We start from the raw sequence: 18,650 nt of genomic DNA, 5'->3' as shown, positions 1-18,650 counted from the left end.
ATGGAACGGCGTCTGGCTCTGAAAGTTCACTTCCAGCTGCCAGATTCATTCCAGCGCCTAAGAATGTGGCAGTCGCTTTTGCCCACCACCATCCCGATTGAGGACAATGTAGATCTTCCGGCACTTGCCGAGAGGTATCTTTTCACCGGAGGATTAATAAAGAACGTAATTCTTATGGCAGCGAATACCGCCATCGCTAATGACCCTGAATCACCGGTTGTTACCCTTCCAATGCTGGAGAAGGGGGCAGCATATCAATCACAATCTCTTACCGACGGAAGCGGCTTTTGTAAGATCTATAGTCCGACCGAAACGGTTGATTCGCTTATGCTTCACGATGAGCAAAAAGAGGAGATCCGTAACACAGCAAGCGCCTGGAAACGGTTGCATGCACAAGGGATGGGTCTTTCCATGCTTTTAACCTGCGACGATGTAAAAGCCGGGGTCGCCGCTGCCGAAGCCCTTGCAACTAGTTCCGGGGTTAAAGTCAGGATGTTTGACTTCAGCCATGTCTGCTCGCGGAGTGAGGAGTACAGGGTTATTGATCCAGTTTCGCAGCGCAAGGTTTCGTTGCTCAGCTATGCTCTCTCACCAATGAAGGGAGATGCCATGATGGTCATATTAGTCGATTATGAAGGGGATATGAGGCTCTACCTTCAAGATACCAAGGAGATCTCAAAGGAATTCATCCTTTCCGATCTCACGAGTGGACTCCGTGGCTTTAACGGCTTCCTTTGCCTGGTAACAAAGCCACTGCAGACAGCATCTATTCCGTTGGAGTTCAATCTCAGGTTCGACATCAAACATCCGTCAAACGAAATTCAGCAAGCAGAATGGCTCTATCATCTCGGAGAAACTGTTGACCAACATGAATTGTCATCTCTGGTTCAACAGTACCCGATGCACGCCTCTGAGATCCAATTCATTACACACCAAGCGGCAATCCGCTCGGTCATCAAGGGGAGAAGCGGCAGGCCAACTCTTGATGGCGTGAAAGAGGTAATCTCGCAGTATCGCCGGAAAAAGAGCAGGCCCGTCCTGTTCGGGGAGGGATGAAACATGAAAGCCATTTGTATCGTTGACTTCGAGAAACGAATAAAAGCTGTCAAGGCCGCAGAAGAAGCTTTGAAAGCAAAGAAAAAGGCAGAGGAAGAAGCAGAAAAGACTCGTCGTAAAGCCGCAGCCAAAGTTCGAAAACCAAAGGAGTCAGTTGTTGTAGAGACCTCTGAAGAAGACCGGGAACGAGCAAGTGTTATAAAAGGCGGTATAGAGAATTTCCCCGGCGAAGAGCAGGAAAAGGAGGTTGATGACACCAAGGTAGGTTATGAGGACTGCTACGGCATCTGGTTCCATGGTCGGCTGATAGAAGTGATCAGGCAGATCGGCATAGAGCGGTTCAAGGTTGACCTGGGTAAGCAGATGCACGTTTTTATCGACAGGGAACCGAAGAAGATCGCTGACGGAATCCATGAGCTGACTGTCTACGGTCATCCTTGTCGACTATACAAATGGATGGCTCAGGGATTTCATAGGGGACTTGTGGTGCTGCAGGACGATGCAGAGGGGAATGCCTCTGCTGCGGTGTATCAAGAGACTCGAACCTGGTCGTGGATGCTGAGTGACAAGGAAAAGAAGCATTTAGCATTTGTATCCGAAGGGAATCCCTCTAGAGAAATTGGAGAAGAGTAACGACCTTTGGCTGAAAAGAGGAGGAAAATGGAGAAACCGCAGAATGAATGAAGACCTGACACCTGACATCAAGGTAGGCATCTACTGGTTCGTGGACAAAGACATCGTGGGGAAAGCTGTGGCGCTCAAAGATGCAGAGCCGTACGGAGATGCGTTGCAGTATGGCGGGCATTATGAGTTCTGGGAAAGATTGCATGCCGGCAATAAGCCGGAAAGCAAGTTTAAATCACATGCCTATGACTATTACCCGCGGGGACGACTGGTTTATTTCCCAAAGCGACAGATGGCGAGGCTATACGTTGACCGCTGTCTGGATGATGATATCGTTAACACGATTCTCGACTTCTTCGAGCATGATAAGGTTGAGATTGAAATAGTGAATGATGAGCACTACAGTTGCGCATCGTGCAATCGTCACTATATGGAATAAAGGGGGGGCTGATAGAACATGAAATATGCTGTCTCGCACTTTTACTAGAATCCATCCATGAGGAGTGAAAACCCAATGAATACATTCGTTCGCTACTTCAACATTCTCAGATTACTAAAACCATATCCTAAACGCACTTCTACCACTGATATTCAAAAAGCCTTGCATGGTTTAGGCGCAGACGAAAGAGTATTACGTACTATCCAGCGGGATCTCGCAAAATTGAGTAAAGATTTTCAGATTGACGGTGATGAGAAAAGCCCCCGAGGCTGGTGTTGGTCGAAAGATGCAACAGTGCTCCTGCCTGGGATGGATCTGAATACCGCGCTTACGTTCCGCTTGATGCAGGCATTCATGCGACCATTAATCCCCAATGCCTGTTTGATGGCCGCCGAAAAACATTTTACGGAAGCCGCGAGAGTGGTCAATCAAGATCCGCAGGGGCATCATCAGGCTTGGTTGGAAAAAGTCCAGATCATACAGAGAGGCCAACCCCTTCTCCCCCCGACCATCAACGAAGAGGTGTTGGGGGTGGTGTATCAAGCGTTATTCAACGATCGTCGCTTTACCGCGGCATACTGCAAAAGGGACGGGACAATGATGGATCCATGTACCGTCAATCCGCTCGGGCTGGTCTTTGTCAATAAGACGGTTTATCTAGTTTGCACCCTCTGGGATTACGACGATATAAAGTTGATGCCGCTGCATCGTTTTGAATCCGCATCACCCCTTGACACAGAAGCACGCGAAATCAACGGCTTCTCACTGGAACGATACGTTAAGGAGCAGAAGGAGTTGGACTTCCCGCTTAGCGAGGGGAACATTAAGCTGGTAGCGAGTTTTTCTCCGGGGGCAGCCTACCATCTCCGGGAAACCCCTCTTTCTAATGATCAGGAGATCAAGAATAAATCTGCAGACGAAGTCATCGTCTCCGCTACGGTTGCCGACACCTCACAACTACGCTGGTGGTTGCTAGGTTTTGGAGATCAGGTTGAGGTATTGAAGCCAAAAAAACTGCGAGACGAGATGATAGAGACGGCTAAAGGAATGGCACAGAGGTATTGTTCAGCAAAATCCTAACCTCTCTTTCTCCAGAGGGTACGCAAAGTGAAAAATACTAGTTCGTGAGGCAGTGATTCAGATGTTGAGGTTAGACCAGGAATGAACAGACGTGACTTTATCAAAGGATTTACTATCGGGTCGCTCGGCGTTCTGATCATTCCGGAGATGTTGACCAATCTCATAGTGCGCGCTCACGCAAATCCACTGTTGATACTTGACCCTGAACAAGAAAATGCCCGCATCAATGTTGTAGGGATTGGAGCAATCGGGGCCAGAATAATACGCCCGTTGACTAATAATCAACTCCACTTGCACTGTTTCGAAGTGTTTTTCGACCCCAAAACTCAGATTCAACCAGACCTTGCCTCTGTGTTTGAAGCCGCAAGAGCAAGCGACCTCCTCTTCTTGGTTTCCGCACTTGATACATTCAACTCTGTGGCAATAAAAGAGGCTTTAGGCACGGCAGCACGAGAAGCAGGGGCTTTGGTTGTCTCTATCATCCATTCTCCTGATGGTAGTAGAAGGCAAGACTGGAATTGTACCACTGCTTACAATTGTTGGTTGAATGTTTCTGATGCCTGCTTGGTCGACAATACAGCATCTATTGGTGCAGGAGCATTTACAAAAGGTTTTCCTGGGGAGTTTTCGGCCCGTCATCTGGTATCTGCCATTACTCGATTGACTACTGTTCGTGGCATGATCTGTGTCGATTTTGCCGATATAAAGAGTATTTTGGGGGCCGACAGATATGCATGTCTCGGTATTGGTGTTGCCGGTGGGGCTAACAAAGGGCATTTTGCGGCAGAGAACGCATTAGCCAGGGTAAGGGAGCAGGGGGCAGATCTCTTAAAAGCGAGTGGTTTTCTTGCACTTATCGAGGGCTCTACTCTCATTACTATGCAAGATTTTGAAGAAGCGAGTTGTTCCATTCACGGTGCTTGCAATGATGATGTAAATATTATTTGTGGTTTGATAATTGATGAAACCTTGGGGGCAAATGTCAGGGTGACGATAATAGCTACGGAGCCAGTAGAGCACCCCATGTAAAACGCGTAAGTAGAATAAGGCGCACTGGTTAATTACACATTAAGTTCATATCTACTTGACGGACAACACAAATTTAATCTGGTAAAGAAGTAACTTTATGAAAATTCTGGTAGCTGGTGATCTGCATTTTAACAAAACTCAATTTCAGTGGCTCGCAGATCAAAAAAGCTCCTATGACTGCCTGTGCCTGACAGGTGATTTCCTTGACAGTACTTCTGACGATTTCATCCGACAGGCCGAATGGGTTGCCAACTGGATGCAAGAATTGGGAGTGCAAATATTTATCTGTAGCGGTAATCATGACCTTGACCCGTTGGCAGAGTGCGGTTGGCTTTCCAATCTACGCAGTAAAAAAATATGCAGAGATAATCAGAAAAAGCTGTTCAACGGAATCAGATTTGGCTGCGTACCGTATTTGGGAGCAAATTATCATCAATTCAGCGACTGCGACGTTCTTCTGACACATGTCCCGCCGCGTAATTCGGCAACCGCACAGTCTGTGGTATCAGGTAAGACCGCAGATTGGGGTGACGAGGAGTTGTATCGTGCGTTAGCAGAAGGATCTCTCCGACCACGATATATATTGTGTGGTCATGTCGAAAAGCCATCGTCAACAAGAGATTGCCTTTTGGGTATTGAAATTATAAATCCAGGAGCACAGCATGGCTCAGCAGTTCCAGCCCATGAAATATTATTCGTGTGAAATATTGAAAAGAAGTGATCTAACTTACTGTGTGTAACACGACAGGTTTTGACGTACGCCTCTGCTACTGTGGATTTATAAGAAGTCAACACAGACGGAGGTTCATCATGCCATTACCTGCATTCATTACCCAAACGCGAAATCACAAACCAATCCCCTCTCGTTTCGACTCCACACTGTGTGAATATCGACCGCTGCTCGGTTCCTGGCTCATCAGGATGGCTCTTTTGCTTAACTGGCATGAACCCAGCAAAGGTGAGGGCTGGCCTTCCATCTTCAATGATGACGATTTTCTGGCCGTTGTCGGTTTAGACGAAGACGAATTTCAAAGTAACTCACGGCGACGCCCCACAACGTCTCAGTGTCGCAAGATACTTCTTGAGCAGTTGCAGGTGTTGGAGAACGAGGAGCTGTCGCCCGACATGCCTCTCTTTGCAAACATCGCACTATTTGATCAACTGCTCAACCTAGGTGAGTCAGGACAGGCTCTACTGCTCTTTGCGGCATTATTCGACCTATTCCCCACATTTAGGGATGCAGTATCCAGCCGATGCGAAAAAACCTCTAACCCCCATTTCCTAAGAATTCTGAACGGACTCACCGGCATACCTGAAGCCGAGTTCAAGACTGTATGCAGCCATGATGGAGCACTCACTGCAGCCGGGCTGCTCAAGATAAACAGCGGCACAGTAGATCTCGAAGGCAAGATCGATATGATCAAGGGGCTAAATGGGGTTCTGCTTAACCAACACGACAGCGTGGAAGAGCTTTCCAGCCGGTTCCTGCGGAAGGCGTCTGTCCCTTCACTTACACTGGCAAACTTCCCTCACCTTGGAACAGACACCTCGGCTTTACTTGATTACCTGGGGAACGCAGTAGAGCACCGGACTGCGGGGGTAAACATTCTTTTTTCCGGTAAGCCGGGTGTAGGGAAGACGGAATACGCTCAAGCTCTGGGAAGAAAGTTAGGGGTTGATCTCTATGAGATCGCCTATTCTGACTCAGACGGTGACCCGATACGAGGCGAAAGCCGACTTAGAGCATACAGCTTCTGTCAGCGGCTGCTCACTAATTCCAGCAATGCTGTTTTGCTTTTCGACGAAGTGGAAGATGTCTTCCCTAATGATTTTGGCTTCTTAAAGTTTCTTTTTGGCGGCGGCGGTGACGAGGGCGGGAAACAGGTTGGCGGCAAAGCATGGATCAACAGGACTATGGAGCAGAACCAGGTCCCGTCTATCTGGATTAGTAACCGTACCTGGCAGATCGACCATGCCTATCGCCGACGTTTCGATTACTCCATAAACTTCCCGGTTCCGCCCAAAAAAGTGCGTATGACTATTGCCCAGCATCACTTGGATGTATTTGATCCGCCGATTGACTGGCTTGAGCGAATCGCCGGCAATGAGGAACTCACCCCAGCACAGCTGGAGAGAGCAGCCAAAGTTGCAAGTGTAGCTGCTACAAATGACAATCAGCGGGCAAGGGAGCTGGTAGAGCAGACATTGCAGCGAAGCATCACTCTCCTTGATCAGCGTCGGATGCCGGCACGAAACCGTGTCTGGACGGGGTATAACCTCGATTGGCTCAATATTGACAGTGATATATCTCGACTGATTGAAGGACTGAAGAAGCGGCCACACGGCAACTTCTGCTTCTACGGGGCAGCCGGGACTGGCAAGAGCGAGTTGGCTCGTTACATCTCAGATGAACTTGGCCTGCCTGTAATAGTTCGACGAGCCTCGGACCTTCTCGACAAATATGTCGGTGAGAGCGAGAAAAATATTGCCAACATGTTCGATGAGGCAAGGCAGCAGAACGCATTGCTGGTGCTTGATGAGGCGGATAGCTTTTTGGCAGATAGACGGGGGGCTCACCAGAGTTGGGAAGTAACTCAGGTGAACGAGCTCCTTACCCAGATGGAAGCCTTCGAAGGAATATTCGTCTGCACGACCAACCTTATGGACAAACTGGACCAAGCGAGCCTGCGTAGGTTTTCATTTAAAGTTAGGTTTGAAGTTCTTAAACCGGATCAGCGTTGGGGACTCTTCTGTCAAGAGCTCGGAAGGCTTGGAGGCAACATCGGCGATGCTGAAGAATGGGAACCTCAAGTTAGACGTTTGGAGAGACTAACACCGGGTGATTTCGCCGTTGCAAACCGTCAGTTTGAGCTCTGGGGTGAAGGCCCCACAGCTGGCGAGTTGTATGAACTGCTTCGTCGTGAGTGTGAGGTAAAAGGTGGCCCGACCAGTAGAATCGGATTTTAATCGTTATAGTGGATTAAGCACTGGCAAATATTTGATTAATTGTTATAAATTAAAGCAGCTTACGAGTTCCGCCGAGAGGGGAATATATGTTTGACTATGATCACTTCCTTATGTTGCACAGGGACATTAAATGATGACACCATTAAGGTCTGCCACGACTATGCCCACGATACATTTTTTCCTCCTTCCTGACCGAACATCTGCGCGACGAGTTCGTCGTCAAATTGCCGAGCAGGGGGGGGCACTCGGATTGATCGTGGGTACTTGGTTGGAACTTGTCGACCAGGCACAAAAAGCTTATCTGTTAGCAGAACCATCCTCTGATTGGCGAGAAAAGCTGCCCGAAGCAGCCGCAAACATCCCAGATTCTTTTTGGGCTGATAGTCTCCTGATCGCTCCGGATGAAACCGCCGCGACTTTGAGCAGCACTCTTTCCTTACTTCTTGAAGGAGCAGGGCGGGAGGGTCGCGTTAAAACTCCATCGCCAGGGGAGCTTTCTGCACGGGCGACTCGACACCTGACTGACCTTGCTCGTCTTCATGAAGCGATTAATTTCGTCTTGCCCCCACACTTAGCTGCCATGGCAGACATTATCGCAGCACCTAAAGCTCGTGCTGTGCGCGTTGTCTCCGTCCATTATTCTGCCAAAGAAATTAGGTTGAACCCCTGGCAAAGGGCTCTGCTTGAGAAGCTAGGCAGTGATGCAGGTGAAAGATCCCCAGATCTTGATGCTCTTTATGCAAAAGCAGTTCTACATGAACCTGCCGGGAAGAAGGGGAGAGCCCTTGCCCATCTTCAAAAGGGGCTATTCGAGTCTGAAATCAAGGTGGCAACTAGGGACGACTCCATCCAATGGTTAGCGGTCAGAGATTTCCTTGAAGAAATAGAAGTAGCCGTGGGGATGGCTCAAAAAGCACTTCTTGATGACCCATCGCTTGTCACCTCGGAGATCGGTTTTTTAGTGCCAACTGACCAAACCTATACTGATGCGCTACGAAGCGTCTGTAACTACGCCGGGCTGCCCCTTTCGGGGCTTCCTGATGAGAAGGAGGCCCGTGATCTTGGCAAGGAGGCAGTGCTCTACTTTCTGTTGACGTGCCGTCGACCTGCCCCGGCTATGGCTTTAGCCACACTCCTGTCTTCCCCATTGATGCCATGGACAGCAGAGGTCGGCAAACAGTATGCACAGGAAATCATGGATGGCGGTTTCGACTTGAAAGCCACTGACGAGCTCTCAATTAACAGCAAAAGGATGCTTAAATTAATACGGCAGACGGCTGATAGCTCACCGGTCTTACGGGATGCTCTATCTCAATTTGCGTCTCTGTTGCAAGCGACTGAAGGACTGGAAGGACATCTCGCCCGTGCTCTGGCGACTTTAGAAAAAGGGAAAGAGTGTCTTTCTAAATCGGGAGAAATCCCGTGGGGCGATCTAATGCGGATTGCCTCCCCTGAAGCAATATCTGCTTCAGTATCTAGCCCGATCACGCGCGAAGGCATTGCGATATTCACAGAGCAGGAGCAACCTTGGCGTAAGGTGAGGCAGCTCTTCGTCCTCGGTTTTAGCAATGGCCGCTATCCCGGGGATCCGTCCCGATCTGCCATTTTCTCTGATGTCGATCTTGCTTGTCTGCAACAAATAGGCGGATATGACCTTGAGACTTCAGAGGGAATAGCCCAGCGACGAAGAGAGCTCTTTAAACAGCAATTATATGCATCCTCTCAACGGATCAATTTCTTGATACCTCGCAGAGATTGTTTCGGAAAGGAATTACGCCCCTCGCAGTCTCTCACCTACATGGCCAAATTGTTTGGAGTTAACGATCCGGAAGACTTGATATTGGAGTTGGAAAGTAGCACTGCTCGGGCCAAGGCTCGGGGGATTGCCGTAGCCACCACTGCTTCCCCAAAGACGCCAAGGCTGCTGACGAAGCAAGATCTCTCTCTCCAACGAGACCTTCTTGCACTACACTGCTACGCCGATGGCTCGCCTAAACCTCAGTCCCCCAGCAGTCTTGATACTCTCATGGTTTCACCATTCGCTTGGCTGCTAAGCCGTGCGGGGTTACAACCCCTTGACTGGGCTCCGGAGGACCTGGATGTTGCCTCCAAGGGAACTCTTGCTCACGATGTCTTTGAACATTTATTTCGCCCAGACAAACCTTTGCCGAAAGCTACTGAGATTAAAGCTCAAATTCCAGCCTTGCTCAATCAAGCGATCATTAGCAAGAAACCATTCCTGCTTGGACAGGAGTGGCATGTGGAACGCCGGCATCTTCAGCGAGATATTGAAATTGCTGCACTCCGTTGGCAAGAACTATTGCAGGAGATGGGTGCGAAAGTTCTCGGCAACGAGGTTTGGTTGCGCGGGAAACTGGATACCCTTCCTATACATGGGAGTGCCGACCTCCTTGTTGAACTCCCTAAGGGTCGACTCTATGTGGTCGACTATAAGAAAGCCAGCAGTGGCCCAAGACGGGACCGAATGAGAAAAGGGTACGATAGTCAAGCGTCGCTCTACCGGCTGATGATCGAGACGGGTGGCGGTGGAAAAGATGCTAACGCTACTCTGAAAAAAGCTATCGAAGGGGCCAACGAGATCAGCGTCGCCTACTATATGCTGAATGACCAGATTGCTTTAGCAGATAGTAACGGTTGGGTGAAGAAAAGTGTGACCGGAATGGAAGAATTAGGGACTGGGATTGCAGTTAACGCCATGAGTCTCATCCGGCAGAGAATTGACGAGCTGAGAGCCGGCAATGTGAAACTTAACCACGAAGACGACCCTGACTGGTACAAAAAGAACGCCGCCGTTACCATTTACGCCCTCGAAAACAGCCCTCTCATTGCACTATTCATGAAAACATCCGACGACCAGGTTTGTGAAAGCACACCTCAGGAATCAAAAAAACAGGCAAAGAGGGGTGCAAAATGACTATCCCGTCACTTACCATAATTCCGGCGGGTGCCGGCTCGGGCAAGACCTATACTTTGCAGACAACCTTAGCCGATTGGGTGAAGAAAGGGTGGGTTGCCCCGGATCGCATCGTAGCCGTAACCTTCACCGAAGCAGCGGCTGGGGAACTACGTGATCGGATTCGCGCGGAATTGGTCTCCCAGGAGCGATTGGACGATGCACTGAAACTCGACCGGGCATATATCTCAACGATTCATGGCTTCGGCCTTAGAGTGTTGAGCGAGTTCGCATTTGATGCCGGTATCTCGCCTGCCCCACGACTGCTCAGTGAAGATGAGGAGGCTATCCTGATTCGCATTGCGTTGTCAGCATGCAGTCGGGCTGAAGAGGTTATGGGTGATTTAACCTCATATGGCTATAGTTACGATCATTCATCCGGAAAGGGAGCAGAGGATCAGTTTAAAGACCGAGTTTTGAAACTTATCGGGAAATTGCGATCCATAGGCCGCTTGGAAGAAGACCAGCGAATTACATCACACGCGATCAAGAAAGTCACTGAACTGTACGGGCCTACCAAGAGTGCTGATCTATTAAAGAAGGCCTTGTTGCAGGCGGTGAAGAACTTACAGGACAAGTTTCCAGGAGACTTGTCAGAACTGTTTGAAGGAAACAAATCGGCGATGGACTCATTTCACGCAGATTTCAAGAACCTTAATAAACTGTCAAAGGCTGATAATATCGGCCAGAATTGGAAGCTTTGGCAAAGCCTCCGAGAAATGAGGCTTTCCAAAAGAGGGAGCAGCACTCCAGCAGGGTATGATGAATTGGCCACTCAGGTTATGGATGCAGCCAGTGCGTTACCATTACATCCAGGTCCGTTGACGCAAGCTCTCAAGCATGTTGAGGGGTTGTTGTGCGCAAGCATGGACTCGCTAAATCAGTACGCAGATGGGAAAAAGGGGAAAGGACTGGTTGATTATACCGATATGCTGGCTATCAGCCAACGACTGCTCTCCGGTCAAACGGATGTGCTGAAAGAACTGACATCGCGGGTGGACTGCCTTGTCATAGACGAATTTCAGGATACCAACCCACTTCAGTTCGCATTACTGTGGTCGCTTTTCACAGCAGGAGTCCCAACGGTCATTGTCGGTGACCTCAAGCAAGCAATCATGGGGTTCCAGAATGCAGATGCTCGCCTTCTCGAAAACCTGATCCAGCAGAACAAAAAACACTCTGTACCGTTGACATCTAACTGGCGTTCCACACCAGCTGTTATGGATTGGGTTAACAAGATAGGAGAGGGCCTGTTTGGCGTCGACTACACAAAACTGACTCCCAAAGCACCCTTTCCCAGCACGCAAACCCCGCTGGAAGTCATCAACTTTCCTGAGACGCCATACTATGGCAATGCCGCAATTCCCGCCCAGCATACCGCGGTCCGTATTCGGGATCTACTCGGTGATAAAAAACAGCTGGTCTATGATAAACACACTAAAACCTCTCGTCGTCTCCGCGGAGGGGACATAGCAGTGCTCTGCCCAACACACAAACGCCTCGAGAAACACGCCCAGGCTTTGAGATTTCTCGGCATCAAGACACGTATTGAGGAGGAAGGTTGGTTCCAGTCGCGGGCAATACAAATAGCCTATCATGCACTAAGCTACGTAGCCGACCCGAATGATCGACATGCCGTCCTTTACCTGGCAGTTACCGAATTAGGGCAATATGAGCTGGAGAAAGCTGTTGCGGAGCTCCTCCAGGGGAAACTCCTTGATGAGCCAATCGTGGCAAAGCTCGACCAGGTGTTGGCATGTTCTCCAGACGCGACTGTGTGTGAAGTAGTATCTGCAGTTCTGGAAGCATTAGATCTCTATGGCACATGCAGTGCCTGGACTGATGCCGCTTCAGCACGAGCTAATCTGCTTCGGTTACAGGGGGAAGCACGAGAATTCATGGCGGCAAATCGTGAAGCCTTGGCAAGCGGCAGATATTATGGTTCCGGGCTCAAGACTTTTCTGGCCTGGCTTCGGGGTAAAGCTGAGCGTGACAACAAACAGCCAGCCCCAAGAGTTAGAGATGAAGATGCCGTAGTTCTGGCCACCTGGCACAGCTCCAAGGGGAGAGAATGGCCAATTGTTGCGGTATGCTCTGCAGACTTAGATGTAGGGCCGAGGTTCCCCGAAATGGGGGTGGTCTACGAGGACTTCAAAGATCTCACCAATGTACTCGAAAAAGCGAGGATCGAGATCAGCCCGGCTTTTATTGCCCCCGAAACTAAGGAGAAATTCGAAGCCCCATTGTTGGAACCAGCGCGTCAAGGCGCCTTACGGTTACTTTATGTCGCTCTTACAAGAGCGAGAGAGAAAGTTATCCTGGAGTGCCATCGCTATCAAAAACCTGACACCACTTCTTTCTGGACCATTCTGCAGGAAGCCGGAGCCCTCGATATTGTTGGCAATAAGATGACGGTAAAAGGGAAGAAGTTTGACTGTCGGGTAATACAGACAACGAAGTATCCTCCGGTAGAATTCGAGGGAGCAGCTGTTTCCCCAGAAGCAACGCTTGCCACTACCGGGCGAAGAGCGATTAACGCAGCTGTAATGCCTGCAGCGCTAACACCTGAAACCATCGTTCCATCTTCTTTACACGGCATATTGGAAGCGATGAAAGACAACATACTGGTAGAGACTTACGGGGAACCTTTGCTCCTTGATATCGGGATTAAGGGATTCGAACGAGGCACATTCTTCCACCGGTGTTTCGAGATCGGGAGTGGCGATAAGCAAAAACTGCAGTATGTTGCTGATTCACTTGAAGTTAATTTGAACGAGGAAGATTTTACCACTATTGAAACAGCTGTGAGTTCTTTCGAGATTTGGCTGGAGAATAAGTTAAATCCTCTACAAAACCATGCGGAAGTGCCGATTCTCGCTCAAGACAACAATGGTTCGGTGCTGGCGGGCTCAATTGACCTCTTGGTTGAGACAAAAGACGGGCTTTGGATCATTGATCACAAGTCAGATCAGTCTGATGATCTGGAAGGCCTATTCGCATTCTATAAGTCACAACTCGAATGTTACGGTCAGGCGATGAAGTCGATTTATCCAGCAAAGAAGCTGATGGGGTATGTCGTAAACTGGGCAAGCCATGGGAAGGTAAGCTTGAATGCAATAAAGTCAGTTAGTTAACCTCATTATCAATTATGAAAACATTTCTATAGGTTCAACAAGGCAATATTAAAGGAGAAATAATGAACAGCAGACAAAAAGCAAAACAGTGGCCATTTGCGCGGCATAAGGAGTTTTCAAGTGCATTACGTAAATCTGCTGCTAACTGGTTCAAAGATAAGGGATTCATAACGCATCCTAAAATGCCATATTGCCTTAGCGATGAAGGCCTAGTTGGTAGTGAGCAAAAGTGGAAACGCAACATAATTTTGAAGGAAGTCGCTGAGTATATTGAGATGCAGAGCAATGTTGCAAAAAAAAAGAAAATATCATTCCCATTGCACAAATACCTCCACCATGGGATGAGCAGCCAGGGGATGGCATTCAATCTTATAGGCCCCCTCATATTGCGCGGTGATTACTCCCCTCTAGCTGCTCTTCTTAAGTCAAAGAATGTTTATGGGGCCGATGATATAACAGAAGCAATATTTGAGTATCAAGATCCCGTAAATAGGTTCAATGAAGATGCGGGGCAACCAACATCTATAGATATTGTGCTTAATAATTCACAAGGCGACTCAATAATTTTTATAGAAAGCAAATTTGAAGAAAGAGAATTCGGTGGCTGTTCTGTCTTCAAAGATGGCGATTGCGACGGAAGAAATCCGATTGGAAACCTAGATAGCTGTTACCTTCATTTTATTGGTCGACAGTACTGGAACATGATGGAACAAAATGAAATAACGAGTTCTTTACGCAAAGATCACCTTTGCATATTCATGGCGCACTACCAATTTTTTAGGGAATTTTTATTGGCCATCGAAAAAGGAGGTACATTTGTTTTGCTAAGCGATGAAAGAAGCCCTGTATTCAAATGTAAATCAGATAATGGAACGGAAAAGGGACTGTTGCCATTCTTGACGGAACTTTTGCCGGACAATCTTCGCAGCAAAGTTGCATCAATTACTATACAGGAATTGGTCGCAGAGATAGAGAAACAGAATATACATGGTGATTGGATATTCGATTTCAAAAGAAAATATGGGATGACATGATAATTGACAAACTGTTTATGGAGCATACTGTAAATTATCGTTCATTAGGCTATGCATGTTTGTTTTTAAATTTAAGAATATCTTATATTAGGGCGCTGATTATTGAATAGTAATACGGAGAAATTTTGAAATGAGCACAGATAACCTGAAAAGAGCAGTAGTGCCTGTAGGTAAGTTGCTTCAATACAGGCAATTGCGAATACCGGTATACCAACGTCCATACAAGTGGACGGCAAAAAACGTACAGCAACTGTTGAACGATATTTATACCTTCAGAGATAAATCAGCGTACCGCTTGGGAACGGTGGTAATCCATGATGACCACCCTCATTATGATGTTGTGGATGGTCAGCAGCGCTTAGTGACACTTCAATTACTTGTACGTGCAATCATAAAACACCATTCGCACAAAGTAAGAAGCTCAGAAATAAAAACCATTCTTGATGATCTCAACACCAATATGGTGGATTTTGAGTTCAACAACCACATATCTGTGACCAATATACGGCAGAATTATATGGTTATAGAACGGGCTGTAGCAACCTTCAATGAAGAATTAATCCGTTTTCTACTTCTAAAGTGTGAAATGATACAGTTCGTGCTAAGTGAAGTTTCGGAAGCGTTTCAATTCTTCGATGCACAGAATGCCCGTGGCAAGGAGTTGGAACCTCACGATCTGTTGAAAGCATTTCACCTAAGAGAATTTTCTACCAAAGAAGAACATTTAAAGTCAGCAACAGTTGAAGCATGGGAAGGAATGCAGACTTCTGATCTTTCGGAGCTCTTTGCTGACTTTCTCTTTCGGGTCAGGAGTTGGAGCAAACTGAATTCAGCGCGTTTTTTTACAAAAAATGACACGGACCTATTTAAAGGGGTCAACCTAGATACTCTGGGGTCATTCAACTATGCAGTTCCGCTACGGATCTCCCACCATTTCGTAAACAACTACAACAACAACTTTGAACGAAACATCGACAACTCCAAAATGGAATACCCTTTTCAAGTTGATCAGCCAATCATTAACGGAAGACGGTTCTTCGAAATGGTCGACCATTATAAGCAAGTATTTGACGCTTATCACAAAGATAATGGGAAAAGTTATGGATTGGAAGGGGAGGGTATCGGCAGAAGAATATTAGATACTTTATCTAGTTATGAAGGTCGTCGTCGTATCGGCGATTCCTACGTTCGGATGATATTTGATTGTGCACTCCTGTATTACGTCGATAGGTTTGGTTGTAGCGACATGAACAGGGCAATAGAAAAAATCTTCATCTGGGCCTATAAGGTCAGGCTAGGTTATAAAAATGTCCAACTAGCATCTGTAGATAATTATGTACTTGAAACTAACATCTTCAGGGTTATCAAAGATGCTATCACTCCTGACGAATTTCTAGCAATAGACATTGCACCAATACATTCGAACGAGTCAACTAATACCGAACAAATCGAATCTCTCTTTAAGGAACTTAAATATTATGCCGACGTCACACCAAATACTACAACTTAAAGTTCAAGGCCTCCTTAACGGTGACTTCCAGTACAGTATTCCAGAGTACCAGCGAAACTATGCCTGGCAAGAAGGTGAGATTAGTGCTCTGATACAAGACATCGTGGATTACATCAACTTGAAAGATTCTCCATCATACTACTTAGGAACACTAGTGGTGTTCGAAAGGATAAAAGGGCCCGCGACGGTATATGAAACCATTGATGGGCAGCAAAGGCTTACAACTCTCACCTTGCTAGCCTCTGTTATCAGGCACCAGATTACGAAGGAAGCGACGCAATGGTTTCAAAGAGTTAATCTGGAATTTGCCAATCGCAAGGCAGCTTCATATACGCTTGAACATATTTATAACAATGGTGATGACTTTAGTTCAGACTTTGCATGGAACGAAGGGATTGTTAATGGATACAAGCTGTGCGACAAACTTCTTCCCGCAAAGCTGTCTGAACACGGCCTTAGCATGGAGACATTTGCAACGTACTTTTTTAACTCGGTAGAGATACTCCAGGTAAGCGTTCCCAAAGACACCAATCTCAATCACTACTTTGAAATTATGAACAATCGTGGGGAGCAGTTGGAAAAACATGAAATTCTCAAATCAAGGCTACTAGGCAAACTTAGTAAATCGATGGATGAGCCGGAGCGAAGTATGGCACTAAATGCCCTCAATACCGTGTGGGAGGCTTGTGCTAATATGGAAAAATATGTTCAGGCCGGCTTCGGACCTGAACAGAGACATGCGATTTTCGGCAAAGATGAATGGAGCAAGCTCATACCATCGAGCTTCAGCGAATTGTCAGAAAAATTGAACGTCGTGATAGAGAAATCCCAAAAAAAGTCTCAGATGATGAGCTTGCCGTTATCGAAATTACTCGAAATGAGTAGGGTTGAAGGGACTTCTCATCTATCAGGGGAGTCGGATGACATACCTGAACGATTCAATTCGGTGATCAATTTCCCCAATTTTCTACTTCAAGTGCTGCGTCTCCAAACCCAGCGGGAGGACGTGCAACTTGATGACAAGCGCCTTATCCCAATCTTCGAGAATGTGATTAAGGATCAGCAAGATGAGGTGAAATTCGTACAGGATTTTACATACTATCTTCTCAAGTGCAAATTCCTTTTTGACAAGTACATAATTAAGCGTGAATTTGTTGGAGGTAAAGATCGGTGGAGCCTCAAACAGTTAAAGTGGAGCAAACAGAACAAAGTCAGCTACTCAAACACGTTCGGTAAAGCGGATGACGATCTAGACAAAGAAAACAGATCCATATTAATGCTACTCTCAATGTTTCACGTATCCACCCCTACGCTTGTGTACAAACACTGGCTTAACGCTGCATTGCTATATGTACTTTCAAAGAACGACGGCATAGATGCAACATCCTACAAAAATTATCTTTTAGGTATCGCACGTTCATTCGTATTCGATCGTTTCCTATGTATAGGTGAGCCCAAAGGATACTTCGACATAATTTATAGAACCGAAAAGCCCATCAAAAGAGTTCCCGAACAAATAGATAAGAGTAAGTTGAGTTTTGGTCGAATAGAAAACAATTTAGTATTTAATTATCTCGACTATCTGCTTTGGGAAAAGCACAGGCTTAGAGATCCGGTTCGTAAATACGAATTTTCGTTCCGCAGCTCAGTCGAACATTATTACCCGCGACACCCCATGCCTGGCTACAAGTCGCTCAAAACTGAATACCTCGACTCCTTTGGCAACCTGTGCCTAATAAGTCACAGTAAAAACTCGCGTCTAAGTAACCAACCGCCCATTGCTAAAAAAAGCCACTATAAAACTCAGGATCTAGACAGCGTAAAGCAGTGGTTAATGATGACTTTTAATCCCGATGCATGGGATGAGGACACCATTGCCAAGCATGAATCAGAGATGATTTCCATTATGACTCATGATATGGATTCTGCATACGATCCTTGCATCTCAAATAATCGATCCAATAACGCAGAGGAATTGAGCAAATCTTTAGTCTGGTTTAACAGGTACAGTGTTGATAGAGAAGAAAGGCAACTGCTAGGTAGGGCGTTGATGTGCTTCGACGACATCGCATCCGAGGAAGGATCATCCCAATACATGAATATGTCACACAAAAAATATTCGCTGTATGCATGGGAAGAGATAAGGACATCGATTGCATATGAGAAATTCGAGAAATACATTGAGCAGAACGATCCCGCAAGCCTGGAAGCATTAATCCAAGATCGACTAACCAACGACACGGTCCTTAACTCCGACCACTATCGTATGCTCTATATTTTACATCCTGAGATTTGGCGATATTGCGAAAAAGGGCTCTTCAGCTGGGTTGATGACGGTAAGATTATCCTGTTACATGAAAGAGAAAAAAACACACCGGCATTAACTCGCGATGTGTACATACACTTATTGGGATCATGGATGGAAGAGAGGTACGAAGCGAGCGTTGAGTACAGCAGGGAATATCTCAACGTGGATCTTGCGTACAATAATTCAGACGAATGTTTCGAGTTTGTCGATGTAGAAGATGGAAGTGGTCAATTATTAATAAAAAGGGACGAAGGAGGAACATTAACCTGTCATGTCAAACCTTACCGTAACGACCAACGAAGCACTTTCGTGAAAAGCTTGATCGAATATGGCTGGAGGCATACTCAGAACAGCTATTATCAGAGAGGCAACACTGCTAACCTAGCGACCCGCTGCGATAGCTACGAAGAAACCTTCCAGAAAGCAAAGAAACGGTTAGAAGCCATCATTAATACTGGGCTTGGGATTGAATGAGGAGGGTGAGAAAAAATTGAC

Annotated in this window: 11 protein-coding genes and 1 pseudogene; all 12 read left to right on the top strand. The window is 46.9% G+C overall.

The genetic code is table 11. The annotated features are described in order from the left end of the window. A pseudogene (locus OR1_RS13490) lies at positions 1 to 1,056 on the top strand (hypothetical protein); the annotation flags it as partial. A 3-nt stretch (positions 1,057 to 1,059) separates the two neighbouring features. Beyond that, positions 1,060 to 1,689: a hypothetical protein gene (locus tag OR1_RS13485; RefSeq protein ID WP_041972400.1), complete on the top strand. Its 630-nt coding sequence runs from the start codon at positions 1,060 to 1,062 to the stop codon at positions 1,687 to 1,689. A gap of 43 nt (positions 1,690 to 1,732) precedes the next feature. After that, entirely contained in the window at positions 1,733 to 2,119 is a 387-nt protein-coding gene (locus OR1_RS13480; RefSeq protein ID WP_041972399.1) for a hypothetical protein, read from the top strand. Between the two features lie 75 nt (positions 2,120 to 2,194). After that, positions 2,195 to 3,199 carry a YafY family protein gene (locus OR1_RS13475; protein ID WP_041972398.1) on the top strand — a complete coding sequence of 335 codons (1,005 nt, stop codon included), beginning with the start codon at positions 2,195 to 2,197 and terminating at the stop codon, positions 3,197 to 3,199. Between the two features lie 81 nt (positions 3,200 to 3,280). Continuing rightward, entirely contained in the window at positions 3,281 to 4,228 is a 948-nt protein-coding gene (locus OR1_RS13470) for a hypothetical protein (protein WP_041972397.1), read from the top strand. A 97-nt stretch (positions 4,229 to 4,325) separates the two neighbouring features. Continuing rightward, a complete protein-coding gene (locus OR1_RS13465; protein WP_052440453.1) occupies positions 4,326 to 4,931 on the top strand; it encodes a metallophosphoesterase in 606 nt (201 codons plus the stop codon). A gap of 107 nt (positions 4,932 to 5,038) precedes the next feature. Further along, positions 5,039 to 7,195, top strand: a complete 2,157-nt coding sequence (locus tag OR1_RS13460) for an ATP-binding protein (RefSeq protein WP_052440452.1) — start codon at positions 5,039 to 5,041, stop codon at positions 7,193 to 7,195. Positions 7,196 to 7,463: 268 nt separating this feature from the next. Beyond that, positions 7,464 to 10,130: a PD-(D/E)XK nuclease family protein gene (locus tag OR1_RS13455; protein WP_160295251.1), complete on the top strand. Its 2,667-nt coding sequence runs from the start codon at positions 7,464 to 7,466 to the stop codon at positions 10,128 to 10,130. Next, positions 10,127 to 13,303: an exodeoxyribonuclease V subunit beta gene (locus OR1_RS13450; protein WP_052440451.1), complete on the top strand. Its 3,177-nt coding sequence runs from the start codon at positions 10,127 to 10,129 to the stop codon at positions 13,301 to 13,303. Before OR1_RS13455 ends, OR1_RS13450 begins: the two co-directional genes overlap by 4 nt. Before the next feature lie 62 nt (positions 13,304 to 13,365). Continuing rightward, the gene (locus tag OR1_RS13445; protein WP_041972395.1) at positions 13,366 to 14,337 is read left to right on the top strand and encodes a hypothetical protein; all 972 of its coding nucleotides are present in this window, start codon (positions 13,366 to 13,368) and stop codon (positions 14,335 to 14,337) included. A 130-nt stretch (positions 14,338 to 14,467) separates the two neighbouring features. Continuing rightward, a complete protein-coding gene (locus tag OR1_RS13440; RefSeq protein WP_041972394.1) occupies positions 14,468 to 15,847 on the top strand; it encodes a DUF262 domain-containing protein in 1,380 nt (459 codons plus the stop codon). Next, positions 15,816 to 18,629, top strand: coding sequence for a DUF262 domain-containing protein (locus OR1_RS13435; protein WP_082002948.1), 2,814 nt, complete (start codon positions 15,816 to 15,818; stop codon positions 18,627 to 18,629). The genes OR1_RS13440 and OR1_RS13435 overlap by 32 nt, the downstream gene beginning before the upstream one ends. Positions 18,630 to 18,650: the final 21 nt, after the last annotated feature.

Source organism: Geobacter sp. OR-1, assembly GCF_000813145.1.
GTDB lineage: Bacteria > Desulfobacterota > Desulfuromonadia > Geobacterales > DSM-12255 > Geoanaerobacter.
This window is presented reverse-complemented; position numbering and strand designations above follow the sequence as displayed.

Excerpts from the sequence above, each read along its gene's own strand:
- OR1_RS13450 (WP_052440451.1), top strand. The coding sequence starts at position 10,127 with ATGACTATCCCGTCACTTACCATAATTCCGGCGGGTGCCGGCTCGGGC.
- OR1_RS13485 (WP_041972400.1), top strand. The coding sequence starts at position 1,060 with ATGAAAGCCATTTGTATCGTTGACTTCGAGAAACGAATAAAAGCTGTC.
- OR1_RS13475 (WP_041972398.1), top strand. The coding sequence starts at position 2,195 with ATGAATACATTCGTTCGCTACTTCAACATTCTCAGATTACTAAAACCA.
- OR1_RS13480 (WP_041972399.1), top strand. The coding sequence starts at position 1,733 with ATGAATGAAGACCTGACACCTGACATCAAGGTAGGCATCTACTGGTTC.
- OR1_RS13465 (WP_052440453.1), top strand. The coding sequence starts at position 4,326 with ATGAAAATTCTGGTAGCTGGTGATCTGCATTTTAACAAAACTCAATTT.
- OR1_RS13470 (WP_041972397.1), top strand. The coding sequence starts at position 3,281 with ATGAACAGACGTGACTTTATCAAAGGATTTACTATCGGGTCGCTCGGC.
- OR1_RS13460 (WP_052440452.1), top strand. The coding sequence starts at position 5,039 with ATGCCATTACCTGCATTCATTACCCAAACGCGAAATCACAAACCAATC.
- OR1_RS13440 (WP_041972394.1), top strand. The coding sequence starts at position 14,468 with ATGAGCACAGATAACCTGAAAAGAGCAGTAGTGCCTGTAGGTAAGTTG.
- OR1_RS13445 (WP_041972395.1), top strand. The coding sequence starts at position 13,366 with ATGAACAGCAGACAAAAAGCAAAACAGTGGCCATTTGCGCGGCATAAG.
- OR1_RS13435 (WP_082002948.1), top strand. The coding sequence starts at position 15,816 with ATGCCGACGTCACACCAAATACTACAACTTAAAGTTCAAGGCCTCCTT.